Consider the following 25,005-nt stretch of genomic DNA (forward strand, 5'->3'; position numbering starts at 1 on the left):
ACAGGAACCGAAAACGCCTGCCGCGGCATGCGCCACAACGACCGTCACTTCTGCTTCCAGGCCCCGCCCTGCTGATACCACCACCCACTGCGCGCACTGGCGACCCACTGCTTCGCGAACACGTCGCGGATCTGCGACTCCCACTCCGGATGACCATTGGCCACAGCGATCTCGCGATACACCGCCTTGCGGTCGCGATTGTCGTCGGCAACCGCAGCGTTCACCGCCACCCGGTCCTTGATCGCCAGCTTCGAGGCATCGCGCACCACGATCGTGCCGTCGCCACCGAAGCCGAGCGCGCCGGAGTCGAAATGCGGCCGCAGCGTCGAATTGAAGCGCGATTCCATCCGCGACTGGATCGCCTGGATGGCCGGGGTGCGGATGCTGATGTCGGGCTGCGATTGCGCATGCGCGCTGCCGATGCCCAGCAGCACCAGCGGATCGAACCGCAGCCGCTGCAGCAGGGCCATGCCGCCATCGCCCGGTGGCGCGGCCTCCGGCGCCGGCTGCGAGGGCTGGGCCTCGTCGCCGATCACCTTCTCGACGAACTCGCGCGCGGCCTCGCGCGCCTCGGCGGCGGGGAAATAGACGTTGATGGTGACGCAGGCGCACAGCGCCAGCGCGAAGAGGATCGGCATTCCCACGAGGCGACGCATGTGACGGCTCCCGTTGCGTTGATGGCCGCCCCCGGGCGGTCCGGTCAATCCACCACCGGCGCGATATCGCCGGCGGCCACCGCGGCGAGGCGTTCGAGCAGCGTCGGCCAATCGACGTCGCGATTGAACCCGACCACCTGCAGCTTCGGCACGCCCGCGCCTTCGACGATAGTAAATCCGGCGCCCGCTGAATGCAGGCCCGACATGCGGCAGACCTCGTTCTCCAGCCGGCAGGCGATGCCGATGCGACGGTAGCCGAAGTCGTCGAACAGGCCGATCAGCCGGCCCTGCAGGCTGGTCACGAACGAGGCGTCGCCGACGCTGGAGATGTCCTGCACCGCGCGCTGGCTGATGCGCTGGCGCACGCCGGGGCGCGGCTGCGTGTGGAATTCGGCGTCGAACGCGGTCGCGGTCCAGTCGACCAGGCGCAGGCCGTCGACGCGGCCATGCAGGCGGCCGGTGATGCTGCCGAAGTCGAACACCTCGGTGAAGCCGAGCAGGTCGAGGTCGTGCAGCGCCAGGTCCGCCGACAGGGTTGGCGCAACGCCGAACGGCCGCTCCATCGACAGCGCGCCGACGTCGACGCGGCCGTCGAACACCTGCATCGACAGCCCGCCGTCGAAGTCGAGCCGTTCATCGGCATAGCGCGCACTCGGGATGCGTCCGCTGAGCGTGCCGCGGAACGCAGGCCAGCCCAGCGCCTGCGCGAGCGCGCCGACGTCGAGCGCATCGAGCTCGAGGCCGAAGCCGATGCGCAGGCCACCCTCCGCATCGGGCGGGCGCAGGCTGAATCCGTCGAGGCGGACCGTGCCGCCGAGCATCGACAGCTCCGCCACCTCGCGCAGGCGCAGGCTGCCGGCTTCGCTGCGCATCGGCAGCCGCACCGGGCCGAAGGCAAGTTCGTACAGGGCCCCGCCCTGCCAGCGCAGTTCGCTGTCGACGGCCGCGCCGGTCGCATGGCGCAGCGTGCCGGCGAGCCGGTCGATATGGAAACGCTGGCGCGGATCGGTGATCGTCAGCGCATCGATCCTGGCGTCGACGGCGGAGAGGTTGCCGCGGTCGATACGCGCCGCGACTTCGAATGCCCCGTCCAGGCCGAGTCCCGACAGGCCGGCCAGGCCGAGCCAGCCCGACAGGTAGCGATCGGGCAACTGTGCGGCATCGCGGCTGCGCGCGATGACATCGAGCGCCTGCACGCTGCCGTCGCCCGCCAGCGCCCCGGCGCCTTCGATCGAGAGGACATCGCCGTCGTCCCACGCCAGGCGCGGCACGTCCCAGCCACCGCCGGCGCGCTGCATCGCATCGACGCGCAACCACACGGGCGCTCCCCCCAGGGCGACATAGGTGTTGCCATACAGCAGTTCGCCGCCGCGCAGGCTGCCGTCGATCGCCGCCAGCGCGCCGGCCCGGGCGGGCTGGCGGAAGTCGATGTGCACCTGCGCATCGAGATCGCCGATCGCGACGGCGCCGTCCGTCGATTCCAGCGACAGCGCGTCGATCGCCAGCCGCACATCCGCGCGCAGCGGACGGCCCGCCGGCGTTTCGACGACGACCGGACCGCTCGCGCGGCCGCCGGTGATCCGTCCGGCTTCCCATGCCCGGGCCAGCAACGCCTGCGCCCAGGCGATCGGGACCCGCGTGAGTTCGAGTTCGGTGGCATCGGGCGCAGCGGCATTGCGATGCAGCGATGCCCTTGCGTCGCCGCTCGACAGCAGCGCGTCGGTGGTCGCGGCGGACAGGTCCAACGCCAGCCGCATCGACGGCGCGCCGTCCGCGCGCAGCGGGCCTTCGCACTGCCACGCCCCCTGCGGGCGCCGCGAAACGGGACAGCGCCAGTCGACATTCCGGAAGCGGTACCCGGCGACATCCGCATCGATGCGCGCCGCCGCGACGTGCAGTTCCCCCTGCTCCGCCCCCGCGGGCCACCGCAGCTGCACCTTCACCTCGCGCAGTTCGACCCCGGCGGCCTGGATCCGCGCGATGCCGGCGCTCGCCGTCCGCGCCTGCGCCGGGCATGCGGCCAGCGCCAGCAGCAACAGCGTTAAGATGCGCCCAGGCATCGAGCGAGCATATCCCCTGCGCAGGGAGGCGACGGTGAATCCGAGGATCCTGCTGGTCGAGGACGACCCCACGAGCCGGGCATTCCTGCAGGCCGCGACCGAGGCCCTGCCGGCCGAAGTCGATGTCGCCGGCAGCATGGCCGAGGCGACCACGCTCGCCGCCCGCCACGCGCACGCGCTGTGGCTGATCGACGCCAACCTGCCCGACGGCACCGGCGCCGCGCTGCTGGCCCGCCTGCGCGCACGCAGGCTGACCACGCCGGCGATCGCGCACACCGCTTCCCACGAACGCGGGGAACACGATGCGCTGATGGCCGCTGGCTTCGTCGCCACCGTCGCCAAGCCGCTGTCGGCGGAGGCGTGGATGGCTGCGATCCGGCTCGCACTGGACGGAACTCCGTGGGCTTCGCCTGCCCGCAGCGCCATCGCGGGAGAAGCGACCGTCGACCTGTACGGCATTCCGACGTGGGACGACGACCGGGCGCTCGCCGCGCTCGCCGGCAATGCCGGCAACGTCGCCGCGCTGCGCACACTGTTCCTCGCGGAACTGCCCGGCGTGCGCGATGCCGTCGCCGCGGCCGCGGGTGACGGCGACGCCGACGCCATCCGCGCCTCGCTGCATCGACTGCGCGCGGGCTGCGGTTTCGTCGGCGCGGCGAGGCTGGAGGCCGCCGCGGCGAAGCTGCGCGATGCGCCGTCGTCCGATGCTGCGCTGCAGGCCTTCCTTGCAGTTGTCCAGGACACGCTGCCGCCGTCCTGACGCCAATACAGGAGCGGCTTCAGCCGCGACCCGTCGAACGTGGAAGGTCGCGGCTGAAGCCGCTCCTGCATCATCCCGGTTTCCTGATCACGGACCGGCATCGGCCTTGCGCGACGCCGACAGCCGGCCCAGGTCGGCCGCGAGCTGCCACGATTTCAGCCCGCGGGCGCCCAGGTGCTGGGAGAGCACCTCGCGCATCGCGTGGCGCAGGCTGTCGAGATCGCCGGCCTCCGGCTTGCGGTCCAGTCCGAGCGCGAGCAGCGCGCGGCCGGTGGCGTAGCGGCCCCGCGATTCGCCCACGCGTTCGCCGAACACGCGGCGCGGCCCGTGTTCCGCGTCCAGACGGTAGCGCGCGGCAGGATCGATCGCCTCACCGTCGCCGTCGCAGGCGAGATCGAAGCCGACGCCGAGCACCCCGAGCAGGTCGCGTTCGAAGCGCCGCAGCGTCCACGCCAGGTCGTTCGCGTCGCGCAGGCGCGCGCGCATCTGCCCGTACAGCGCGTAGAGCTCCGGATGCGGGTCCTGCCGCGGCGCGAGGCGCAACAGCAGTTCGTTGGCGTAGAACGCGGCAAGCGATGCGTGGCCGGCGAGCAGCGGCGGCGCATCCAGCGCCTCGACTGAGGACAGGTACGCCAGCTCGCCGCGCTGCACGGCTTCGAGGCGGACATGCTGCAGCGGCTGCAGCGCCGCGAACTGCGCCTGCTTGCGCGGCCCGCGCACGCCGCGCGCGATCACGCCGAAGCAACCGTGCGCCTGGCTGAGCACGTCGACCAGCAGGCTGGTTTCGCGCCATGGGCGGGCATGCAGGACGTAGGCAGGTTCGGCGGTGTAGCGCATGTTCGGGAAACGTCCGTTGCTCCGGCCCGCAAACCTTAGGAGCGCCTTCAGGCGCGATCGCAATCGGCCACGTCGAACGCCCGGTCGCGGCTGAAGCCGCTCCTACAGGCGATGTGCCGGCTCGACACGGGAAACGCCCCGCTCACGAATCCCCGTAGCCGAGGCTGCGCAGCGCCGACTCATCGTCGGACCAGCCTTCGCGCACGCGCACCCAGGTCTGCAGGAACACCTTGGCGTCGAACAACTGCTCCATGCGTTCGCGCGCGCGCTTGCCGATGTCGCGCAGGCGCGTGCCGCCCTTGCCGATCACGATCGCCTTCTGGCCCTCGCGCTCGACCCAGATCACCGCGCCGATGCGGTACATCACGCCCGCCTTCGGCGACGGTTCCTCGGTGAACGATTCGATCTCCACCGTCGTGGCATACGGCAGTTCGGCGCCGAGCTGGCGCATCAGCTGCTCGCGCACCAGTTCGCCGGCGAGGAAGCGCTGGCTGCGGTCGGTGATCTCGTCCTCGCCGTACAGCGGCGGCTGTTCGGGCAACTGCGCCAGCAGCGAGGCGACCAGCGCGTCGAGGCCGGTGCGCTTCAGGGCCGACACCGGATGCAACGCGGCGAACTCGCGGCCCTCGTTGATCCGCTGCAGGTACGGCAGCAGGCTCGCCTTGTCGGCGACGCGGTCGACCTGGTTGACCACCAGCACCACCGGCAGCCCGCTGGCGCGCAGGGTGTCGTAGGCCAGCGCGTCCTCCTCGTCCCAGCGTCCGGCCTCGACCACCAGCGCGGCCGCGTCGACGCCTTCGAGCGCGCCGCGCGCCGCCCGGTTCAGCACCCGGTTGAGCGCCGACGAGGCCAGCCTGCCGCCCTCGCGGTGCAGGCCGGGCGTGTCGACCAGCACGAGTTGCCCACCGGGCACGCTGGCGATACCGAGCAGCCGGTGGCGCGTGGTCTGCGGTCGGTTCGACACGATGCTGACGTTCGCGCCCACCAGCGCGTTGACCAGGGTGGACTTGCCGACGTTGGGCCGTCCGATGACGGCGACATGGCCGGCGTGGTGCGCGGCGGGAGGGGGTTGCGACATGACGCGATTCTAGGACAGTTGGCGGTTGCCGGTTCGTGGCTGGTGGCAAGAAAACAGCGGCGGCGTACCCACCGCGAACCACCAACGATCAACTACCAGCCCGCCCTCACTCCGCCGCCCCCAGCAACTCCAGCACCCCCGCTGCCGCCGCCTGCTCCGCCGCGCGACGCGAGCCGCCCTCGCCCTCGGCCGCCGCCTCGGGATCGGACAGCACGCAGCGCACCACGAACACGCGGGCGTGCTCCTCGCCGGCCTCCGCCTGCAGCTCGTACTGCGGCAGCGGCTTCTGCCGGGCCTGCAGCCATTCCTGCAGGCGGGTCTTGGCGTCCTTGCCGACCTTGCTGGCCGGCACCGCGGACACCGCATCCTCGAACAGTGACAGCACGACGCGGCGGCAGGCCTCGAACCCCGCGTCGAGGTAGATCGCGCCGATGACCGCTTCCAGCGCGTCGGACAGGATCGAGTCGCGCCGGTGGCCGCCGGACTTCATCTCGCCCGGCCCCAGGACCAGCCGCTCGCCGACCTCGAGCCGGCGCGCCACCGCCGCCAGCGCCGATTCGCGCACCAGCTCGGCGCGCGCGCGCGTCAGCGAGCCTTCGTCCGCCTTCGGCCAGCGCGCGTACAGCGCTTCGGCCACGACCAGGCCGAGCACGGCGTCGCCGAGGAATTCCAGGCGTTCGTTGTGCGGCGCACCGGCGCTGCGGTGGGTCAGGGCCTGTTCGAGCAGGCCCGGGTCGGCAAAGACATGGCCGGCGAACCCATCGCCGGTGGAATCAGTTGCCCTCACCGCTTCGGATCAGGTTCTGCGTCGCGTGGAACTTGCCGACCACGTCGAGGTTGGCGACCAGCGGCGTACGCACTTCGTACTGCACGTCCATCTGCCACCCGCCGTCGATGCGCGTGAGCTTGACGTGCTCCTGCTTGACGTTCTTCGAATAGCTCACGTACAGGCGCCGGAAGAACAGGTCGTTGATCCGGCGGGGCTCGTAGTTGCCGACGCCCGGCTCGGCGGCCAGCCCCTTCAGCGCCGACTTCACGCCGTAGTACTCGGAATACATCGGGAACAGCTTGATGGCGATGTAGATGAAGAAGCCCACCACCGCCGCGACGATGACGAACCCCAGCAGCGTGATGCCGCCCTGCTTGCGACGCGTATTCATGCCTCGATCCCCCAGTGATGCAGTGGTCGCCGGTTCGCCCTGACAGCCGTCCGTCCCGGCCCTACGGAATGCTGCCGCCGATCCGGCCCCAGTCGACCCAGCCCGGCGCGCTGGAGTCGAGGTTCATCCAGACCAGGAACGCCTTGCCGCGCAGCTGGCTCTCGGGCAGCGTACCCCAAAACCGGCTGTCGTCGCTGCGGTCGCGGTTGTCGCCCATCACGAAATACTCGCCCGCCGGCACCCGCCATTCGCCGTCCCCGGGGTCGAAGCCGCCGTAGCGTTCGGTCTCCAGGACCTGGTGGGTGCGCCCGGGCATGCTCTCGTCAATCAGGCCGGCGCCGCTCATCTCGCGCCCGCGGCCGACGCCCTCGTAGGGCTGCGCCGGGCCGTAGGCGAACGGCTCGCCGTTCACGTAGACCGTGTTGTCGCGGTAGGCGACCACGTCGCCCGGCAGGCCGATCACGCGCTTGATCCAGTCCTGGTCGGGATGGTGCGGCGGGCGGAACACCACCACGTCGCCGCGCTGCGGCTCGCCCAGCGCGATCACCTTCTTGTTGGTGATCGGCAGGCGGATGCCGTAGCTGAACTTGTTGACGAGGATGAAGTCGCCGATCAGCAGGGTCGGCATCATCGAACTCGACGGGATCCGGAACGGCTCGGCGATGAAGCTGCGCAGGATCAGCACCACGAACAGCACCGGGAAGAACGCCCGCGCGTAGTCGACGAGCACCGGCTCCTTCTCTTCCAGCAGCCCGGCCCGCTGCGCGCGCCGTTTCGCGAAGAACAGCCGATCCAGCAGCCAGGTGATGCCGGTGGCGAAGGTCAGCACGACCAGCGCGACTTCGAACCATTTCATCATGTCACGCCAGTCCTCTTCAAAACGCCTTCAAGGAACCTCAACACCTGTCATTTCGAGCGTAGCGAGAAATCCACGCTGTTGATTTACCGGGATTCCTCGCTGCGCCGGAACGACATTCTGTTGGGGCCCCTACTTGTTGTCCACCTGCAGCACGGCGAGGAACGCCTCCTGCGGGATCTCGACCCGGCCGACCTGCTTCATCCGCTTCTTGCCCTCCTTCTGCTTCTCGAGGAGCTTCTTCTTGCGGCTGATGTCGCCACCGTAGCACTTGGCCAGCACGTTCTTGCGCAGCGCCTTGACCGTGGTGCGGGCGATGACCTGGGAGCCGATCGCGGCCTGGATCGCGACGTCGAACTGCTGGCGCGGGATCAGCTCCTTCATCCGCTCGGTCAGCTCGCGGCCGCGGCGGTCGGCGTGGCTGCGGTGGACGATGATCGACAGCGCGTCGACCTTGTCGCCGTTGATCAGCGTGTCCACGCGCACGAACGGGCCGGCGTCGAAGCGCAGGAAGTGGTAGTCGAGCGAGGCGTAGCCGCGACTCACCGACTTGAGCCGGTCGAAGAAGTCCAGCACCACCTCGGCCATCGGCAGTTCGTAGCTGATCTGCACCTGGCTGCCCAGGTACTGCAGGCCGATCTGGTTGCCGCGCTTCTCTTCGCACAGCGTGATCACGTTGCCGACGTAGTCCGGCGGGGTGAGGATGTTGGCGCGGATGATCGGCTCGCGGATCTCCTCGACCTTGTTCACCGGCGGCAGCTTGGCCGGGTTGTCGAGCGGCACCACGGCGCCGTCGGTCAGCAGCACCTCGTAGACCACGGTCGGCGCGGTGGTGATCAGGTTGAGGTCGTACTCGCGCTCCAGGCGCTCCTGCACGATCTCCATGTGCAGCATGCCGAGGAAGCCGCAGCGGAAGCCGAAGCCCATCGCCTCGGAGCTTTCCGGCTCGAAGCGCAGCGCGGCGTCGTTGAGGCGCAGCTTGTCCAGGGCCTCGCGCAGGTCCGGATAGTCCTCGGCGTCGACCGGGAACAGGCCGGCGAACACGCGCGGCTGCATTTCCTGGAAACCGGGCAGCGGCTTCGGCGCGGGATCGGCGGCGAGGGTCAGCGTGTCGCCGACCGGCGCGCCGTGCACGTCCTTGATGCTGGCGGTGATCCAGCCCACTTCGCCGGCCCCGAGCTTCGCGGTGACCTTGCGCTTGGGCGTGAACACGCCGACGTTGTCGATCTGGTGGGTGCGCCCGGTCGACATCACCAGCATCTTCTGGCCCGGCACGATCTCGCCCTGCATCACCCGCACCAGCGAGACCACGCCAAGGTAGTTGTCGAACCAAGAATCGATGATCAGCGCCTGCAGCTTGTCGGTGTCGCGCGGCTGCGGCGGCGGGATGCGCTGGACGATCGCCTCCAGCACCTGTTCGACGTTGAGACCGGTCTTGGCGCTGACCGCGACCGCGTCGGAGGCGTCGATGCCGATCACCGCCTCGATCTCGCCCTTGGCGCGGTCGATGTCCGCGGTCGGCAGGTCGATCTTGTTGAGCACCGGCACCACTTCCAGGCCCTGCTCGACCGCGGTGTAGCAGTTGGCGACCGACTGCGCCTCCACGCCCTGCGCCGCGTCGACCACCAGCAGCGCGCCTTCGCACGCGGCCAGCGAGCGGCTGACCTCGTAGCTGAAGTCGACGTGGCCGGGCGTGTCGATGAAGTTGAGCTGGTAGGTGTTGCCGTCGGCCGCCCTGTACGGCAGCGATACCGACTGCGCCTTGATGGTGATGCCGCGCTCGCGCTCGATCGGATTCGAGTCGAGCACCTGCGCCTCCATCTCGCGGGCCTCGAGCCCGCCGCAGATCTGGATGATGCGGTCGGCCAGCGTCGACTTGCCGTGGTCGACGTGAGCGATGATGGAGAAGTTGCGGATCAGCCGCATCGGATCGGACATGGAGTGGCGGCGGCCGTACCGTCGTCAGGACAGCCGGAGATTATCGCATAGGGCGGGCCCGGGCCCGCCCCCGGCAATGCCCAAACCCGCCCTGCGGCCCGGCATCGTGCGCCGGGACCGCCCCTCCGCATCGGCGCGGCAGGCGAGGACGAGGAAGCGGCGGGTCGGGACCCGCCCTATTCCGGCGTGATCGCCACGAAGCGGCTGCCGCCGCCGCTGCTGCGGACCAGCAGCATCACCGTCTGCCCAGGCTTCACGCCGCGCAGTTCACGGTCGAGCGCCGCAACGCTGCCGACCGGCGTACGGCCGACGCGCAGCACCACGTCGCCCGGCGACAGTCCCGCCTCGCGTGCGGCCGCGCCTTCGACCCGCGCAATGCCCACGCCTTCCTTCGCATCGAGGCCGAGTTGCCGGCGCTGGGCGTCGGTGAGGTCCTGCGTCGCCAGACCGAGCGCGTTGGCGCCCGAGGCGGGCGCGTTCGAAGGCGCGCCCGGGCGCGGCGCGGCGCCGCCCGCCACCGCGCTGTCGTCGAGTTCGCTCAGGGTCACGTCATAGGTGCGCTCGCGGCCCTCGCGGAACACCACGATCTTCACCTTGGTGCCCGGCACCTTGTTGCCGACGATCGGCGGCAGGTCGCCCGGCTGGCGGATCACCACGCCGTCGGCGCTGCGGATCACGTCGCCCGGTTCGATGCCGACCTTCTCCGCCGGGCTGCCCGGCACGACTTCGGTCACCAGCGCGCCGAGCGTATCGGGCAGGCCGAAGCCCCGCGCCTCCTCCGTAGTGATGGAGTCGCGCGAGAACATCACGCCCAGCTGTCCGCGCTGCACCCGCCCGGTCTTCTTCAGCTGGTCCACCACGTTCATCGCCACGTCGATCGGGATCGCGAAGCTCACGCCCATGTAGCCGCCGGAGTTGCTGAAGATCTGCGAGTTGATGCCGATCACCTCGCCGCTGGTGTTGAGCAGCGGGCCACCGGAGTTGCCCTGGTTGATCGCGACGTCGGTCTGGATGAAGGGCACGTACTGCTGGTTCGCGTACGGATTGCTGCGCCCGACCGCGCTGACGATGCCGGCGGTCACCGACTGTTCGAGGCCGAACGGCGAACCGATCGCCACCGCCCACTGCCCCGGCTTCACCGCCGAGCCGTTGGCGGTGCGCAGCACCGGCAGGCCCTTGCCCTCGATCTTGAGCAGGGCGACGTCGGAACGCTCGTCGCTGCCGACCACCTTGGCGGTGAATTCGCGACGATCACTGAGGGTAACCTTGACCTCGTCGGCCCGGTCGATGACGTGGTGGTTGGTCAGCACATAGCCATCGTCTGAAATCAGGAAGCCGGTGCCCATCGCGCGGCCACGCGGCACGGTACCCTGCCCGCCTGGCCCCGGCATCTGGAAGCCCGGGCCGAAGAAGCGGCGGAAGATCTCCGGGATCTGGTCCTCGCCGAGTTCCTCGTCCGGCGACTGCGTGCCGCGACGCGCGCCCGCGCGCCCGCCCACCGTGGTGTCGATCTTCACCACCGCCGGGCCGACCTGTTCGACCAGCCGCGTGAAATCGGGCAGGCCGCTGACCAGTGGCGTGGCCGGCACGGCGGTCGCCTGCCCGGCCAGCGGCACGGCCGCGGACTGCGGGTCCGACGAGGGCTGGGCGGTGGCGATCGGCAGCACCACCGCGGTGGTCGCGGCGGAGGTGAGCAGGATCAGGGCGAAGACATGCAGCGGGGTTTTCATCGGGACCGGACCCTCGACAAAGCGTGGCGTGGAAATGGGGACATCAAACTCGGAGGCGGGACGATGGCATCGCGGCCGCCCCATCCCCCTTCGCGGGCGACGACGCTCAGGGCTGGGCCGCCCCGGCCTGCGCGGGTTCCGCGGCGGGCATCGCCTGCCGCCAGGGCAGGAGGCCGGCGTCGGGCCGGAACGGCGCGAACTCGGCTTCCCGCGGCTGCAGGCGGCCGTCGGCGACGGAGAAGCTGCTGCCCGCGGACAGCAGCGCGCGCGGCCAGGGGCGCGCGGTCGCCGACTGCGGCATGGCGAAGGGATCGCCGGCAGCGGCGTCTTCCGGCAGGCGGATCACCGGGACGGCGGCATCGTTGGCGGCGACGGTCACGGTCGCCGGGACCTCGCTGATCGCCTGCTGCCTGCGGTTGCTGGCCGCACGCTGCGACTGCGCGCGTGCGCGCCGCTCCGACGCGCGCCGCGGCACTTCGGCCACGGCCACCGCGGCGGCAAGCGCGGATGCGGCATCAGGCGACGGCGCGGCCGGCGCAGGCTCGCCGGCGTCGGCCATCGCATCGGCGACGGCAGGCTGCGCCACGGCGATCTGTTCGATGGCGGGCGACACGGCGGGCGTGGAGGACGCGGCCACCAGCGGCGCCGGCGCGGCCTCGTCCGGCAGCGCGCCCGGTTCCGGCAGCGGCCGGCTTGCGAATACGGCCAGCAGTGCGACCGAGGCGGCGATCGCCGCGCCGCCGCCCCAGCGCGCGAAGCGCGGGCGGGCGACCCGCTCCGGCGCCGCGGCCTGCCCGGATGCGTCGCCGCCACCGGTCACCGCCAGCGCCACGCGCTGCGCGAAGTCGCCGGGCAGCAGGGTGTTGCGCTGGCCGCGCAGCATGTCGCCGCAGACCTGCCAGCGCTCCCAGCACGCCGCCAGTTCGCCGTCGTGCTGCAGCCGGCGCAGCATGAACTTCGCCTCGTCCGGCGACAGTTCGCCGTCGAGCATCGCCGACAGCTGCTGCCGGTGGTACACGAACAGCTTGTCCGGGTCCGGGCCGATCTGCATCGCTTCGTTGTCTTCGACGGGGGTCATCGTGCCGCACGCTCCGCTCTGGTATCGCTGTCCAACAGGGGCCTCATCTCGTGGTCGATCGCCTCGCGCGCCCGGAAGATGCGCGACCGCACCGTGCCGATGGGGCAGCCCATGCGCTCGGCGATCTCCTCGTAGCTCAGGCCGTCGACCTCGCGCAGCGTGATCGCGAGTCTGAGCTCCTCGGGCAGTGCTTCGACCGCGCGCATCACCGTTTGTTCCAGCTGCTGCCGCATCAGTTCACGTTCGGGCGTGTCGCCGTCGCGCAGGCGGATGCCGGCGTCGAACTGCTCGGCGTCCTCGACGTCGATGTCGGCGCCCGGCGGGCGGCGGTTGCCGGCGACGAGGTGGTTCTTGGCGGTGTTCACTGCGATCCGGTGCAGCCAGGTGTAGAACTGGGCGTCGCCGCGGAAGTTGCCCATCGCGCGATAGGCGCGGATGAAGGTCTCCTGGGCGACGTCCTGGACCTCGCTCCAGTCGGACACGTAGCGCCCGATCAGCGCCGCGATCCGGTGCTGGTACTTGCGCACCAGCAGGTCGAAGGCCGCGCTGTCGCCGCGCTGCACGCGCTTGACCAGCTCCAGGTCCAGTTGTTGGGTGTCGATCTCGGCCATCGGGCCTGGCGCTCCTTCTCGCCCGGCCTTGTGACCGGGACCTGTGACCTTCGGCAGGGGTGAAAGTTCCGTCCCCGAGTCTGTTCCATCTGGGGGCGCCCGGCCCCTGCCGCAAGCCATGCCGCGCGGCGCCGGGCCGCGGTCACGTTCAGGGGGCCGATTTGACGGCGACGAAACAACCCCGGGATCATAAAGGGCTCCCCATACCCTAACGGATGGTCCCGCATGATCGCTGGCCTCGATGGACTGCGCTTCAGCCACTGGCAGGTCGAGCAGCGCCCGGACGGCGTGCTGGTGCTGTCGTTCGACCGCGCCGGCGAATCGGTCAACACCTTCGCCCAGGACGTGCTGCTGGAGCTGGAGGCGCTGCTCGAGCGGCTGGCGCTGGACCCGCCCAAGGGCCTGGTGCTGCGCTCGGCGAAGGACAAGGGCTTCATCGCCGGCGCCGACATCCGCGAGTTCGCCGAGTTCGACCGCAAGGGCACGATCGCCGATTCGATCCGCCGCGGCCAGCAGGTCTTCCAACGGCTGGCCGAGCTGCCCTGCCCCACGGTCTCGGCGATCCACGGCTTCTGCATGGGCGGCGGCACCGAGATCTCGCTGGCCTGCGACTACCGCGTCGCCAGCAGCGACCCGTCCACGCGCATCGGCCTGCCGGAAGTGAAGCTGGGCATCTACCCCGGCTGGGGCGGCAGCGTGCGCCTGCCGCGGCTGGTCGGCGCGCCGGCGGCGATGGACGTGATGCTGACCGGGCGCACGCTGTCGGCGGCGTCGGCGAAGGCGATGGGCGTGGTCGACAAAGTGGTCGAACCGGCGCTGCTGATCGATGCCGCAGCCGACCTCGCGCTCAAGGGCGCGCAGCGCCCGTTCAGGCAGCGCTTCCTCGGCTGGTTCACCAACACCTGGCCGGCACGGCAGCTGCTGGCGCCGATGCTGGTCAAGCAGGTCGCGCGCAAGGCGCGCAAGGACCACTACCCGGCGCCGTACGCGCTGATCGAGACCTGGCGGCGCAGCGGCGGCGGCATCCAGGCGCTGCTCAAGGCCGAGCAGAAGTCGGTGGTGAAGCTGGCCGGCACCCCGACCGCGCGCAACCTGACGCGCGTGTTCTTCCTGCAGGAGCGGCTCAAGGGCTTGGGCGGCCGGGATCCGCACGGCATCACCCGCGTGCACGTGGTCGGCGCCGGCGTGATGGGCGGCGACGTCGCCGCCTGGTCGGCCTACAAGGGCTTCGAGGTGACGCTGCAGGACCGCGAGCAGCAATACATCGACGGCGCGCTGTCGCGGGCGCAGGAGCTGTTCGCGAAGAAGGTCAAGGACGAGGCGAAGCGGCCGGCGGTCGCGGCGCGGCTCAGGTCCGATCTCGCCGGCGACGGCGTGGCTGACGCCGACCTGGTGATCGAGGCGATCATCGAGAACGCCGACGCCAAGCGCGAGCTGTACGGCAGCGTCGAGCCACGGCTCAAGCCCGACGCACTGCTGACCACCAACACCTCGTCGATCCCGCTGACCGAACTGCGCGGGCATATCGCGCGCCCGGCGCAGTTCGCCGGCCTGCACTACTTCAATCCGGTGGCGCTGATGCCGCTGGTCGAGATCGTGCGCCACGACGCGATGGCGGAATCGACCGAGCAGCGCCTGGCCGCGTTCTGCAAGGCGATCGACAAGCTGCCGGTGCCGGTTGCCGGCACGCCGGGCTTCCTGGTCAACCGCCTGCTGTTCCCGTACATGCTCGAAGCGGCGCTGGCCTATTCGGAGGGCGTGCCCGGCCCGGTCATCGACAGGGCCGCGGTGAAATACGGCATGCCGATGGGGCCGATCGAACTGATCGACACCGTCGGCCTCGACGTCGCCTACGGCGTCGGACAGGAACTCGCGCCCTTCCTCGGCCTGCAGATCCCGCCCGCGCTGGCGAATCCGCCGGAACCGGGCAAGCGCGGCAAGAAGGACGGCCAGGGCCTGTACGCCTGGGAGAACGGCAAGCCGAAGAAGCCCGAGGTGGCGAAGGACTACCGGGCGCCGGACGACCTGGAGGACCGGTTGATCCTGCCGCTGCTCAACGAGGCGGTGGCCGCGCTGCACGAGGGCGTGGTCGAGGACGGCGACCTGCTCGACGCGGGCGTGATCTTCGGCACCGGCTACGCGCCGTTCCGCGGCGGCCCGATCCAGACCATCCGTGAAACCGGGGTCGATGTGCTGCTCGGCAAGCTCAAGGCGCTGCAGGCGAAATACGGTGAGCGGTTTGCGCCGCGGCCGGGTTGGGACAACCCGGCTCTGCGGCAATCGTCAAACACCGTGAACTGATTGATTTCCGTGCGGTACGGAATTGTCATTCCGAGCACCGCGAGGAATCTTGCGGCGTGCGTGCGTAAGGTCTCCGTATCCCTCAATCGTCATCCCCGCGAAAGCGGGAAGCGTTTTTCAACAGCCGAAGGCTGGTCATCCATTTTGCTTTGACTTCAGAGACACTGGATCCCCGCTTTCGCGGGGATGACGACCTTGAACATTCACGTGGCACGGCGAATAAAACCGGCTGCCGCCACGCTGCGGCACTACAGCCGCGACGAGCCCAGCTCGACATCGCTCCCCTGCCACATCGCAGCGAACTCCCGTGACGCATCCGCCGCCTCCGGCTTGCCCTGTGCCTCCAGGCTCTTGGCCAGCCCGAACAGCGACCAGCCGTTGCCGGGATTGCGCCGCAGTTCCTCGCGATAGACCGCTTCGGCGTCGGCGGCGCGCCCGGCCTCGAGCAGCACCGCACCCAGCGTCTGCCGCACCGGCGCGTGCCAGCCGGGCGGTTCGTCGTAGGGAATGACGTCCTCGATCGCCACGCCCTCGCGCAGCGCCGCCACCGCGTCGTCGAACTGCCCGCGCGCCGCGGCCAGTTCCGCCGTCACCGTGCGTTCGGCGATGCGCGCGGCATGGGCCAGCGGATAGCGGTCCCAGACCATCAGCTCGTCCATCGCCGGATCCGCGGCGAGCGGGCGCAGCGCGGCCAGGTGTTGCTCGGCGGCATCCAGCCGCTGCTGGCGGACGGCCGCCATCGCCTGCGCGTAGTGCCAGATCGCGGTGACGTAGGGCAGGTCGGGCCCGGGATTCGCCACGCCGGCGATCTCGTTCCAGCGACCGAAGCGCACGCGGTCGAACCACGGCGTCAGCCAGTAGTGCTGCAGGCCGGCGAAGCCTGGTTCGCGAATCAGCTCCTGCAGGTCGGTGCGCTCGGCGGTGGCCTCGGCCGAGGCCTTCGCCAGTTCGGCGTTGCCCTCCATGCTCGCGGCGAACCACAGGAAGTGATGGTTGTGCGGCACGTAGCCCAGCGGATAGACGCCGCCCGAGTTGCCGCGGCACAGCGCGAGGTAGGCGTCGTCGGCCTCGATCGCGCGCTGGTTGGCGACCACCGCGTCGTGCCAGCGGCCGACGCGCGCGTAGATGTGCGCGGGCATGTGCACGAGGTGACCTGAGCCGGGCACCAGCGTGCGCAGGCGGTCGGCGGCGGCGACGCCGCGCTGCGGATCGGCAGAGGCTTCGACCGCGTGCACGTACAGGTGCAGCGCGCCGGCGTGGTCGGGATCGCGCGCGATCACCGATTCCAGCGTCCGCACCACTTCCGCGGTGTGGCCCTTCGGGCGCAGCTGCTCGTCGTAGTAGTCCCAAGGCTGCAGGTCCATCAGGGCCTCGGCGAGGAAGACCGCGGCGTCGGGGTCGTCGGGCCGCGCGCGCGCCAACTCGCGGGCGGCCTCGGCGTAGGCGGCGTCGAGGGCGCTGCGGTCTTCCGGCGGATCCTCGGCGTAGCGCGCCGACAGCGCCGTGATGAAGGCCTGCTCGCGCTCGCTGGCGTTCGGCGCGAGTTCGCGCGCGCGCTGCAGCCGCTGCCAGGCGTCGGCGTTGTCGGCCGGATCCATCGCCGCATTCACGTGCGGTCCCAGCACCAGCGACGCGCCCCACCAGCACATCGCGCATTCCGGATCGAGTTCGGCGGCCTTGAGGAACGAACGTTCCGCGGCGTCGTGGTTGAAGCCGTAGGTCAGCATCAGCCCCTGGTCGAACCAGCGTTGCACCTCGGGATGCTGCGTCGTCACCTCGAAGCGGTAGTCGCCGAGGCCTTCGAGCAGGTGCGCGCCGACCATCGCCATTTCCGGCGGCGAAACCTCCGGGGCCGCAGCGCCGGCGGCAGGTGCAGCGGAACGATCGCATGCGCTCAGCGCCAGCGACGCGACCAGGCTTGCCAGCATCAGGGAGCGGGTCTTCATGGGCATGACCTCCGTTGGATTCGCTGGAGGGGGTTGCGGCGGCGGGCGAGCCGGCACGCCCGCGACGACTCCCGGCCGTCGGACCCCGTACACACTGCAAGACGCCGAATCGGGCGCTCGTGGGCCATCGGCCGAGTATGCGCCCGGCTGGCCGGGCCATGACGCCCGTTGACCCGTCCCGTGCCGTGTAGGAGCGGCTTCAGCCGCGACCTGCGGAGTCACCGGATCGTCGGGTGGCGCGCCTGAAGGCGCTCCTACAGTGGGCGGGCCGGATCCTGCGATTGGCCGGAATCGCGCAGCGCGGACTCCAGCGCGGCGCGCTGCGCCTCCAGCTCGTCCGGCCCGTCGTAGGGCAGCACGGTCCAGGTCTCGCGCGCCTGCATCGCCTCGCCCGGCGCCAGCGTGCGCATCGGCGCGTGCACTTCCAGCTCCAGCACGCCGGCCGCGGGATCGGCGTGGTGCCAGTCGAGGTAGAGCTCGACCTGGCCGTGTTCGGGGTCGATGGTCTCGTCGGCCTGCCGCTCGAAGCGGATCAGCAGCAGCTGTCCGGCGCTGAATCCGGCGATCCAGCCCGCGGACGGCGCGATGAAGATCTTGCCGCGCCGCCCCGTCTTCCCGGCCGGCGGCGGATCGAGCTGGAGCGAATACAGGCCGTCCCGCCACCATGCAATGGGGCCGGCGTAAGTGTGGTCGACATCGGCGCGCAGGCGCGCCTGCCCCGGTTCGGCGACCGGAACGAACACCCGGCTACCGGCCGGCAGGCGCGTGTTGAACCAGAGGTCACGGCGCACCTCGCGATCGCGCATGTTCACCGCTTCTGCCGTCAGCTCCAGCGTGCCCGGCGCATCGGGCCGCAGGCGGAACGACTGCCGCACCTGCAGTCCGCTGACCGGACTCGTCACGCCTTCCAGCGCCAGGAGGTCCGGCGCCTGTTCGAGCACGCGGTTGCGCGCATGCGCCAGCCAGGGGTCCGGCGGCCACTGCGCGGCGGCGGCGCGGCGCGCCGGGTTCACGCCCTGGTCGAGCCACCAGCGCGACTGCGGGCCGGTCCACAGCTCATGGCCGAAGTACGGAATGTTGTCGCCGTCCGCCTCGGGCACCGGATCGGGCTGGGTGGCCACGGCCTCGCCCACCTTGAGCAGGTTGGCGCGGCCCGGCAGCGAGACGTGGACGATGCGCCCGCCCAGCGCGGGCGCGACCTCGACCTGCAGGTGGCCGTCGTCCAGCCGCAGGCGCTCGGTGGAAGGTGCCGCGGACGCCGCCAGCGACAGCCCCGCGGCAAGCGACCAGGCGATGGCCGGCAGGGAACGCGTCCGCTTGCGCCGGCCCGTCGCCATCACATGGTGTTGGTGGGCTTCTCCGCGGACAGCGTGCCCGCGAGCAGGGTCTCGATCCGGTTCTTCACCGTTTCGCCTTCCGGCGTGTCGGCGAACTGCACACCGACGCCGGCGGTGCGCGCGCCCTGCGCGCCGGTGGGCGTGACCCAGACCACCTTGCCCGCGACCGGCAGGCGGTCGCCGGATTCGGGCAGGGTCAGCAGCAGGAAGACCTCGTCGCCGAGGAAATAGCGCTTGGGCGTGGGCACGAAGATGCCGCCGTGCTTGAGATACGGCATGTAGGCGCTGTAGAGCGCCGACTTGTCCTTCAGCGCCAGCGACAGGATGCCCTGTCGTGCGCCGCCCGCGGTGCTGCTCATCGGTAACCCCTCGATCCTGTCCCGGCGCCCTGTGCGTCCCGTCCGCGCCATGCCAGCAGCAGCTCCGCCACCGCGAGGTCGGCGCGCACCGTCGTCCGCAACAGGTCGCGGGTGCGGTTGGCCGCGTCGAACCATGCCGCCAGCTTCCGGATTCGCGCGGGATCGGTCAAGCCCGCGGCCTCGGCGAGCGCGAGGTCGGCGGCGTGGCGCAGGCGCAGCGCCGCGTCGTCGTCGGCGACCCAGCGCTGCGCGGTTTCGATCGGCGCGGCCTCGCCGCGCGCGAGTTTCGCGAGGTCGCCGGCCACGTCCCTGCGCAGCGCCATGCCGCCGTCGCGCAGCCAGGCGTCGGCCAGGCCGGGATGGCCGCGCGCGGCGTCGAGCGCTTCGAGCGCGACCTTGTCCGCATGGCCCTGCGCGCGCAGCCACGCCAGCGCTTCGTCGCGCGGCGGCAGCCGGAATTCGAGCCGCTGGCAGCGACTGCGGATCGTCGCGGGCAATCGCGACGGGTTCGACGCGAGCAGCCACAGGTAGCGGCCCGGCTGCGGTTCCTCCAGCGTCTTGAGCAGCGCGTTGCAGGCGGCGTGGTTGATCGCGTCGGCGGGGTCGACGATCGCGACCTGGGCGCCGCCGTACTGCGGCGTCAGCGACAGCTTCTCCGACAGTTCGCGGATCTGCTCGATCACGATCTCGCTGCGCAGCTTCGTGCCTTCCTTGTTGAGCTGCCGCGTGACCACGTGGAAGTCGGGATGGGTGCCGGCCTCGAGCAGGTGCGCGGCGCGCGGTTCGTGCGCGGAGAGCAGGTGCGCGGCGAGCCGCTCGGCCACCTTGCGCTTGCCCAGTTGCGCTGGGCCGCAGATCAGCAGCGCGTGGCCGAGGCGGCCTTCAGCGAGGGTCGCGGCCGCATGCTCGTACGCGCGCTGCTGCCAGGGGGCGAGGCTGTCGCTCATGCGCCTGCCCGCCAGGCCTGCAGCTGGCGCACCGCTTCGGCCGCGACCTCGGCGGCCGGCCGAGAGGCATCGATGACGCGGAAACGCTGCGGCTGCGCGGCGGCGCGCGCGCGATACGTCGCGCGCACGCGCTCGAAGAATTCGTCGCGCTCGGATTCGATGCGGTCGGGCGCGAGGTCGCGGCCGCGCACGCGCTCGCGGCCGCGGGCGACGTCGACATCGAGCAGCAGGGTCAACCCCGGCTGCAGGCCCACCACCCGGCGCTCCAGTTCGGCGATCCAGGCCACGTCGAGCCCGCGGCCGCCGCCCTGGTAGGCATAGCTGGAATCGGTGAAGCGATCGCACAGCACCCAGGCGCCGCGTTCGAGCGCAGGCAGGATCGTCTCGCGCACGTGCTGGGCGCGGGCGGCGAACATCAGCAGCAACTCGGCATCGGCCGAGGGCGGTTCGTGCGAAGGATCGAGCAGCAGGCCGCGGATCATCTCCGCCAGCGGCGTGCCGCCCGGCTCGCGGGTGCTGACGACCTCGTCGCCGCCCTCGCGCAGCGCCGCGCGCAGGGCGTCGAGCACCGTGGTCTTGCCGGCGCCCTCGCCGCCTTCCAGCGAAACGAAGCGCGGATGGGACGGCAGCGCGTTCGTCGTGCCGCTCATCTGGGCCCGAACCGTTCGCGGTAGCGGCGCACGTACTCGCGCACCGCGGCGTTGTGCTCGTCGAGCGTGCGCGAGAACACGTGGCGGCCGCTGCCGTCCCCGACCGCGACGAAATACAGCGCGTCGCCGTCGGCCGGGTTGGTCGCGGCGCGGATCGCATCGACGCCGACCATCGCGATCGGCGTCGGCGGCAGGCCGTCGCGGGTGTAGGTGTTGTAGGGCGTATCGGCCAGCAGGTCGGCGCGGCGGATGTTGCCGGCATAGTTGCTGCCCATGCCGTAGATCACGGTCGGGTCGGTCTGCAGGCGCATGCCCAGCTTCAGCCGGCGCACGAACACGCCGCCGATCTGCGGGCGCTCCTCGGCGATGCCCGTCTCCTTCTCGATGATCGAGGCCAGCACCAGCGCTTCCTCCGCGTTCTCCAGCGGCAGGTCGGCGACGCGCGATTCCCAGGCCGCCTGCAGCGCGCGCTCCAGCGACTCGTTGGCGCGGCGCAGCAGGTCGAGGTCGCTGTCGCCGCGCGTGTAGACGTAGGTTTCCGGCAGGAAGCGGCCTTCAGGATGCACGCCGGCGTGGCCGAGCTCGGCCATCAGCGCGGCATCGTCGAGTTCGCCGAGGGTCTGCACCAGCGGCGTCGCCTTCGCCAGCGCCGCGCGCAGCTCGCGGATGTTCCAGCCCTCGACGAGGGTGAATCGGTAGCTGACGATGCGGCCGTCGCGCAGGCGTTCGAGCAGGATGCGCGGCGTCAGCCCGGGGTCGAGCGCGTACTCGCCGACCTGGACGCGGCCGATGGCGCCCAGTTGTTTCGCCAGCGCCTGCCACTCCAGCTCATGACCCTCGCGCGCGCCGGCCTCGCGCAGCTTCGACAGCACGCGCTTGAACGAATCGCCGCGCTCGACCAGTAGCGTATCACCGGCCTCCAGGCCTGGCAGCGGCGCGTCGGCGAAGCCCGTGTAGCGGTCGTACAGCCAGTACGCGGCACCGCCGGCCAGCAGCGCCGACAGCACGAAGAACAGGCCGAGGCCGCGCCAGCGCCAGCCGCTAGCGGCCATGCCGCGGCTCCATCGAAGGGGAATGGATCGTCATCGGCTCAGGATACCTTGGGAACGCCATCGGCAAGCCCGTTTGTTGCCCGTCATTCCCGCGAAGGCGGGGATCCAGTGTCTTCAGGTTCTTGAAAGCCAACGACACTGGGTCCCCGCCTTCGCGGGGATGACGACGCCTGTTCGGCGCCTCTTTCCCCGCTCTCGCCCGCCGGATACAACGCCTGGAGCATGCCGCGCGCCTTGGCCCGGGTCTCGTCGAGTTCGCGCTGCGGGTCGGAGTCGGCGACGATGCCGGCGCCGGTGCGGAAGCGCGCCTGCGCGCCCTCGAGCTCGGCGCTGCGGATCAGGATGTTGAGGTCGAGATCGCCATCGCGGTTCAGCCAGCCCATCGCGCCGGTATAGGCGCCGCGGCCGCTGCGCTCGAGCTCGGCGATGATCTGCATGCAGCGCACCTTCGGGCAGCCGGTGATGGTGCCGCCGGGGAACACCGCCGCGATCACCTCGCCCGGCATCGCGTCCGCGCGCAGGCGTCCGCGCACGTTGCTGACGATGTGGTGCACGTGGGCGTAGCTCTCGATCGTCATCAGTTCGTCGACCTCGACGCTGCCCGGCGTGCAGACGCGGCCGAGGTCGTTGCGTTCGAGGTCGACCAGCATCACGTGTTCGGCGCGCTCCTTGGGATGGCCGATCAGCTCGCGCATGCGCGCGGCATCGTCGTCGCCGGGGAAGCGCGGCCGGGTGCCGGCGATCGGACGCGTCTCGACCACCTCGCCGCGCACCGACACCAGCCGCTCCGGCGAGGCGCTGACCACGGCCCAGCCCTCGCCCGCGAACAGTCCCGCGAACGGCGCGGGATTGGCCTCGCGCAGGCGCGCATACAGGGCCGCGGGATCGGGCGCGCGATCGAAGCGCGCGCGCCAGCCTCGTGACAGGTTCGCCTGGAACACGTCGCCGGCGACGAGGTAGTCGAGGATGCGTGCGACGCCGTCCGTGAACGCCTGCGGCGGGTCCTCGTCCAGCGCCTGCGGCGGCTGCCAGGAGGCGAAGCCAGGCAGGCGCTGCGCCGCGGCGAGGTCGGATGCGATCGCGTCGAGCAGGGCGTCAAAGCCGGTCTCGGCGACGGCGATGCATTCACCGCTCGCATGGTCGCGCAGGACCGCGGCGGGACAGCGCCGGGCGCGCGCGACCGGGAGGCGTCCTTCCGCCTGCGGGAGCCGCAGCACCGGTTCGACCTGCGCGGCCAGTTCGTAGCCGAGCAGCAGGGCCCAGCCGCCGCGGAACGGCCAGCGCGGTTCCTCGCGCGGCAGGCGGATGTCGCGCCATGCCGCGTCGAGTGCGTCGAGGAAGCCGCCTTCGAGGACTTCGCCGGCGGCGTTGCGCGTGGCGCCGTCACGGCCGAGTTCGAGCGCTTCGCCGTTGCTGGCGAGCAGCAGGTCCCAGCGGGCGTGCGCGGTGCCGTGGGCGACCGACTGCAGCAGGAGGGGGTAGCGGGTGGGGGCTACCCGGTGCAGTGAGAGGAGGTCGGTGTCGGGGGAGAGTTGGCGGGTGATCAGCACTTGGCTTTCCCGCCTTTCGGTGTGGTGGGTCTGGATTCGTGCATCGGCCAAAAGCAAAAGCTTCCGCCTTCGGCGGGTTCATTTCTTTTGATGAGCGTCAAAAGAAACGAACCAAAGAAAAACGCTTTCCCCGACAGGGCGAATCCGCGAGCGGGGAGTGTGAGGGGATTTTCCGACACGGCATCCCTGCCGTGGCGGAAAACGCCGCACATCCATGTGCGGCGCCCTACGGGTCTGGAGACTGTGCGGCTTCCAAGGGAAACGCAGGCTGTCATTCCGAACGCAGTGAGGAATCTCGCGCGACCAAGCCTGGATTTCTCGCTACGCTCGAAATGACAGTACTTGGCTGTTGTGGGAGCGGCTTCAGCCGCGACCGGGAGTTCCACGGCGCCGGAAACAGTCGCGCCTGAAGGCGCTTCTGCAAACGGCCGTACTGGTTCGGCAGCCACGATGCATGGAGACCCTGAGGGCGGCGGGCATAGATGCCCGCCGTTTTTCGCCACGGCAGGGATGCCGTGTCGAAAAATCCCGTCGAACTTGCCGACGGCAGGTTTGCCTTGTCGAGGAAGGCCCTTTTCTTTGGTTCGTTTCTTTTGGGCCAGCAAAAGAAATGAACCCGGCCGCCGCAGGCGGACGGAACGCTTTTGCTCTTGGATCCCGGAAAAAGCGACGATCAAAAGCGCCCCCACCCCAACCCTCCCCCGCAAGCGGAGGAGGGAGCAGACCGAAGCACGATCGCAGGCCGGGAAGCGTTCAGACTCGCCTGAACACGAGCGTCCCGTTCGTCCCCCCGAACCCGAACGAATTCGACAGCGCCACATCCACCCTCGCCTCGCGCGCCGTATGCGGCACGTAGTCGAGATCGCAACCCTCCGAAGGATTGTCGAGGTTGATCGTCGGCGGAATCACCCCGGCATGGATCACCATCGCCGAGAACACCGCCTCGACGCCGCCCGCCGCACCCAGCAGGTGGCCGGTCATGGACTTGGTCGAACTGACCATCAGCTTCGACGCATGCGCGCCGAACACGCTCTTGATGCCCATGGTCTCGGCCAGGTCGCCCTGCGGCGTCGAGGTGCCGTGGGCGTTGATGTAGCCGACCTGCGACAGGTCGATGCCGGCGTCACGGATCGCGGCGACCATGCAGCGCGCGCCGCCCTCGCCGTTCTCGCTCGGCGCGGTCATGTGGTGGGCGTCGCCGCTCATGCCGAAGCCGGCGAGTTCGGCGTAGATGCGCGCGCCGCGCGCCTTCGCGCGCTCGTATTCCTCCAGCACCAGCACGCCGGCGCCATCGCCCATGACGAAACCGTCGCGGTCCCTGTCCCACGGCCGCGAGGCCTGCTCCGGCGCGTCGTTGCGCGTGGACAGCGCCTTCATCGAGCAGAAGCCGCCGACCGAGGTCGGCGTGGTCGCGAACTCGGCGCCGCCGGCGATCATCGCGTCGGCGTCGCCGTACTGGATCATGCGCGCGGCCAGGCCGAGGTTGTGCGTGGCCGTGGTGCAGGCGGTGACCGCGGCGATGTTCGGGCCCTTGGCGCCGGTCATGATCGAGACCTGGCCGGAGATCATGTTGATGATCGTGCTCGGCACGTAGAACGGCGAGATCTTGCGCGGGCCGCCCTCGTGGTACTTGATCGCGGTGTCCTCGATGCCCTTGAGGCCGCCGATGCCGGCGCCGATCGCCACGCCGATGCGCTCGGCGGCCTCGCCGGAAATCTCCAGCCCGGCATCGGCAATCGACATCAGCGCCGCGGCGACGCCGTAGTGGACGAAGGGGTCCATCTTCTTGACGTCCTTCGCCGGCACCCACTGCGCGGCATCGAAGCCCTTGACCTCGCCGGCAATGCGGGTGGCGAAGGCGGACGCATCGAAATGCGTGATCGGGCCGATCCCGGAGCGCCCGTTGACGATGCCGTCCCAGCTCGACGCCAGGTCGTTGCCGAGTGGCGACAGGATGCCGATGCCGGTGATGACGACGCGACGCTTGGACATGGTCGGCTTTCTCCTCGATGCATTCATGGCGCCGCGCGCACCCGCGCGGCCACCGCAAAACGCGCGAGGCCGCAATGCGGCCCCGGGTTGTTTCAGGTCGAACCGGT

21 protein-coding genes and 1 pseudogene are annotated in these 25,005 nt (G+C 70.6%); 2 read left to right on the plus strand and 20 right to left on the minus strand.

What is annotated here, in order from left to right:
* Positions 1–44: 44 nt before the first annotated feature.
* On the minus strand, positions 45–656 hold the full coding sequence (locus FQY83_RS09910; RefSeq protein WP_146387537.1) for a YdbL family probable chaperone protein: 612 nt from the start codon (positions 654–656) through the stop codon (positions 45–47).
* 44 nt (positions 657–700) lie between these two features.
* Positions 701–2,716, minus strand: a complete 2,016-nt coding sequence (locus FQY83_RS09915; RefSeq protein WP_146387539.1) for a translocation/assembly module TamB domain-containing protein — start codon at positions 2,714–2,716, stop codon at positions 701–703.
* 34 nt (positions 2,717–2,750) lie between these two features.
* On the opposite strand from FQY83_RS09915, the gene FQY83_RS09920 reads away from it, so the two are divergent.
* Positions 2,751–3,476 carry a response regulator gene (locus FQY83_RS09920; RefSeq protein ID WP_238333458.1) on the plus strand — a complete coding sequence of 242 codons (726 nt, stop codon included), beginning with the start codon at positions 2,751–2,753 and terminating at the stop codon, positions 3,474–3,476.
* 87 nt (positions 3,477–3,563) lie between these two features.
* Here FQY83_RS09920 and recO read toward each other — a convergent pair whose 3' ends face one another.
* From recO to rpoE, 9 genes are all read right to left on the minus strand, one after another.
* Positions 3,564–4,313, minus strand: a complete 750-nt coding sequence (gene recO, locus FQY83_RS09925) for a DNA repair protein RecO (protein ID WP_146387541.1) — start codon at positions 4,311–4,313, stop codon at positions 3,564–3,566.
* A gap of 142 nt (positions 4,314–4,455) precedes the next feature.
* Positions 4,456–5,391 carry a GTPase Era gene (gene era, locus FQY83_RS09930; RefSeq protein ID WP_146387543.1) on the minus strand — a complete coding sequence of 312 codons (936 nt, stop codon included), beginning with the start codon at positions 5,389–5,391 and terminating at the stop codon, positions 4,456–4,458.
* A gap of 106 nt (positions 5,392–5,497) precedes the next feature.
* The gene (gene rnc, locus FQY83_RS09935; RefSeq protein WP_146387545.1) at positions 5,498–6,178 is read right to left on the minus strand and encodes a ribonuclease III; all 681 of its coding nucleotides are present in this window, start codon (positions 6,176–6,178) and stop codon (positions 5,498–5,500) included.
* Complete coding sequence (locus FQY83_RS09940; protein WP_146387547.1) at positions 6,165–6,551, minus strand: DUF4845 domain-containing protein; 387 nt, start codon at positions 6,549–6,551, stop codon at positions 6,165–6,167. Before FQY83_RS09940 ends, rnc begins: the two co-directional genes overlap by 14 nt.
* Before the next feature lie 61 nt (positions 6,552–6,612).
* Positions 6,613–7,407 (minus strand): signal peptidase I, encoded by a 795-nt coding sequence (lepB, locus tag FQY83_RS09945; protein ID WP_146388121.1) that lies wholly within the window; start codon positions 7,405–7,407, stop codon positions 6,613–6,615.
* A 132-nt stretch (positions 7,408–7,539) separates the two neighbouring features.
* The gene (gene lepA / locus FQY83_RS09950; RefSeq protein ID WP_146388122.1) at positions 7,540–9,333 is read right to left on the minus strand and encodes a translation elongation factor 4; all 1,794 of its coding nucleotides are present in this window, start codon (positions 9,331–9,333) and stop codon (positions 7,540–7,542) included.
* A 188-nt stretch (positions 9,334–9,521) separates the two neighbouring features.
* The gene (locus tag FQY83_RS09955; protein ID WP_146387549.1) at positions 9,522–11,075 is read right to left on the minus strand and encodes a Do family serine endopeptidase; all 1,554 of its coding nucleotides are present in this window, start codon (positions 11,073–11,075) and stop codon (positions 9,522–9,524) included.
* A 106-nt stretch (positions 11,076–11,181) separates the two neighbouring features.
* Positions 11,182–12,153 (minus strand): RseA family anti-sigma factor, encoded by a 972-nt coding sequence (locus tag FQY83_RS09960; protein ID WP_146387551.1) that lies wholly within the window; start codon positions 12,151–12,153, stop codon positions 11,182–11,184.
* Positions 12,150–12,764, minus strand: coding sequence for an RNA polymerase sigma factor RpoE (rpoE, locus tag FQY83_RS09965; RefSeq protein WP_146387553.1), 615 nt, complete (start codon positions 12,762–12,764; stop codon positions 12,150–12,152). The genes FQY83_RS09960 and rpoE overlap by 4 nt, the downstream gene beginning before the upstream one ends.
* A 225-nt stretch (positions 12,765–12,989) precedes the next feature.
* Between rpoE and FQY83_RS09970 the strand changes: the two genes are divergently transcribed.
* On the plus strand, positions 12,990–15,065 hold the full coding sequence (locus FQY83_RS09970; RefSeq protein ID WP_146387556.1) for a 3-hydroxyacyl-CoA dehydrogenase NAD-binding domain-containing protein: 2,076 nt from the start codon (positions 12,990–12,992) through the stop codon (positions 15,063–15,065).
* A gap of 248 nt (positions 15,066–15,313) precedes the next feature.
* Here FQY83_RS09970 and FQY83_RS09975 read toward each other — a convergent pair whose 3' ends face one another.
* The 9 genes and pseudogenes from FQY83_RS09975 to fabF all read right to left on the minus strand — a co-directional run bounded on the left by FQY83_RS09975 (position 15,314) and on the right by fabF (position 24,898).
* Positions 15,314–17,011, minus strand: coding sequence for a tetratricopeptide repeat protein (locus FQY83_RS09975; protein WP_146387558.1), 1,698 nt, complete (start codon positions 17,009–17,011; stop codon positions 15,314–15,316).
* Between the two features lie 254 nt (positions 17,012–17,265).
* Positions 17,266–18,348, minus strand: a complete 1,083-nt coding sequence (locus tag FQY83_RS09980) for a DUF4380 domain-containing protein (RefSeq protein WP_146387560.1) — start codon at positions 18,346–18,348, stop codon at positions 17,266–17,268.
* The gene (locus tag FQY83_RS09985) at positions 18,348–18,707 is read right to left on the minus strand and encodes a PilZ domain-containing protein (protein ID WP_146387562.1); all 360 of its coding nucleotides are present in this window, start codon (positions 18,705–18,707) and stop codon (positions 18,348–18,350) included. The genes FQY83_RS09980 and FQY83_RS09985 overlap by 1 nt, the downstream gene beginning before the upstream one ends.
* On the minus strand, positions 18,704–19,654 hold the full coding sequence (locus tag FQY83_RS09990) for a DNA polymerase III subunit delta' (RefSeq protein WP_146387564.1): 951 nt from the start codon (positions 19,652–19,654) through the stop codon (positions 18,704–18,706). The genes FQY83_RS09985 and FQY83_RS09990 overlap by 4 nt, the downstream gene beginning before the upstream one ends.
* A complete protein-coding gene (tmk, locus tag FQY83_RS09995) occupies positions 19,651–20,304 on the minus strand; it encodes a dTMP kinase (RefSeq protein ID WP_146387566.1) in 654 nt (217 codons plus the stop codon). The genes FQY83_RS09990 and tmk overlap by 4 nt, the downstream gene beginning before the upstream one ends.
* Positions 20,301–21,356 carry an endolytic transglycosylase MltG gene (gene mltG, locus FQY83_RS10000; protein ID WP_146387568.1) on the minus strand — a complete coding sequence of 352 codons (1,056 nt, stop codon included), beginning with the start codon at positions 21,354–21,356 and terminating at the stop codon, positions 20,301–20,303. Before mltG ends, tmk begins: the two co-directional genes overlap by 4 nt.
* Positions 21,357–21,556: 200 nt before the next feature.
* Positions 21,557–22,906: pseudogene (locus FQY83_RS10005) on the minus strand (aminodeoxychorismate synthase component I); the annotation flags it as partial.
* Positions 22,900–23,595 (minus strand): hypothetical protein, encoded by a 696-nt coding sequence (locus tag FQY83_RS10010; protein WP_146387572.1) that lies wholly within the window; start codon positions 23,593–23,595, stop codon positions 22,900–22,902. The gene FQY83_RS10010 and the pseudogene FQY83_RS10005, both read right to left, overlap by 7 nt.
* Positions 23,596–23,659: 64 nt before the next feature.
* On the minus strand, positions 23,660–24,898 hold the full coding sequence (gene fabF / locus FQY83_RS10015; protein WP_146387573.1) for a beta-ketoacyl-ACP synthase II: 1,239 nt from the start codon (positions 24,896–24,898) through the stop codon (positions 23,660–23,662).
* Between the last annotated feature and the right edge of the window lie 107 nt (positions 24,899–25,005).

Origin of the sequence: Luteimonas marina (assembly GCF_007859325.1) — a bacterium.
GTDB lineage: Bacteria > Pseudomonadota > Gammaproteobacteria > Xanthomonadales > Xanthomonadaceae > Luteimonas > Luteimonas marina.

Coding starts and splice junctions, on each gene's coding strand:
- FQY83_RS09910 (WP_146387537.1), bottom strand. CDS start 656: ATGCGTCGCCTCGTGGGAATGCCGATCCTCTTCGCGCTGGCGCTGTGC.
- FQY83_RS09915 (WP_146387539.1), bottom strand. CDS start 2,716: ATGCCTGGGCGCATCTTAACGCTGTTGCTGCTGGCGCTGGCCGCATGC.
- recO (WP_146387541.1), bottom strand. CDS start 4,313: ATGCGCTACACCGCCGAACCTGCCTACGTCCTGCATGCCCGCCCATGG.
- era (WP_146387543.1), bottom strand. CDS start 5,391: ATGTCGCAACCCCCTCCCGCCGCGCACCACGCCGGCCATGTCGCCGTC.
- FQY83_RS09940 (WP_146387547.1), bottom strand. CDS start 6,551: ATGAATACGCGTCGCAAGCAGGGCGGCATCACGCTGCTGGGGTTCGTC.
- lepB (WP_146388121.1), bottom strand. CDS start 7,407: ATGAAATGGTTCGAAGTCGCGCTGGTCGTGCTGACCTTCGCCACCGGC.
- lepA (WP_146388122.1), bottom strand. CDS start 9,333: ATGCGGCTGATCCGCAACTTCTCCATCATCGCTCACGTCGACCACGGC.
- FQY83_RS09955 (WP_146387549.1), bottom strand. CDS start 11,075: ATGAAAACCCCGCTGCATGTCTTCGCCCTGATCCTGCTCACCTCCGCC.
- FQY83_RS09960 (WP_146387551.1), bottom strand. CDS start 12,153: ATGACCCCCGTCGAAGACAACGAAGCGATGCAGATCGGCCCGGACCCG.
- rpoE (WP_146387553.1), bottom strand. CDS start 12,764: ATGGCCGAGATCGACACCCAACAACTGGACCTGGAGCTGGTCAAGCGC.
- FQY83_RS09970 (WP_146387556.1), top strand. CDS start 12,990: ATGATCGCTGGCCTCGATGGACTGCGCTTCAGCCACTGGCAGGTCGAG.
- FQY83_RS09975 (WP_146387558.1), bottom strand. CDS start 17,011: ATGAAGACCCGCTCCCTGATGCTGGCAAGCCTGGTCGCGTCGCTGGCG.
- FQY83_RS09980 (WP_146387560.1), bottom strand. CDS start 18,348: ATGGCGACGGGCCGGCGCAAGCGGACGCGTTCCCTGCCGGCCATCGCC.
- FQY83_RS09985 (WP_146387562.1), bottom strand. CDS start 18,707: ATGAGCAGCACCGCGGGCGGCGCACGACAGGGCATCCTGTCGCTGGCG.
- FQY83_RS09990 (WP_146387564.1), bottom strand. CDS start 19,654: ATGAGCGACAGCCTCGCCCCCTGGCAGCAGCGCGCGTACGAGCATGCG.
- tmk (WP_146387566.1), bottom strand. CDS start 20,304: ATGAGCGGCACGACGAACGCGCTGCCGTCCCATCCGCGCTTCGTTTCG.
- mltG (WP_146387568.1), bottom strand. CDS start 21,356: ATGGCCGCTAGCGGCTGGCGCTGGCGCGGCCTCGGCCTGTTCTTCGTG.
- fabF (WP_146387573.1), bottom strand. CDS start 24,898: ATGTCCAAGCGTCGCGTCGTCATCACCGGCATCGGCATCCTGTCGCCA.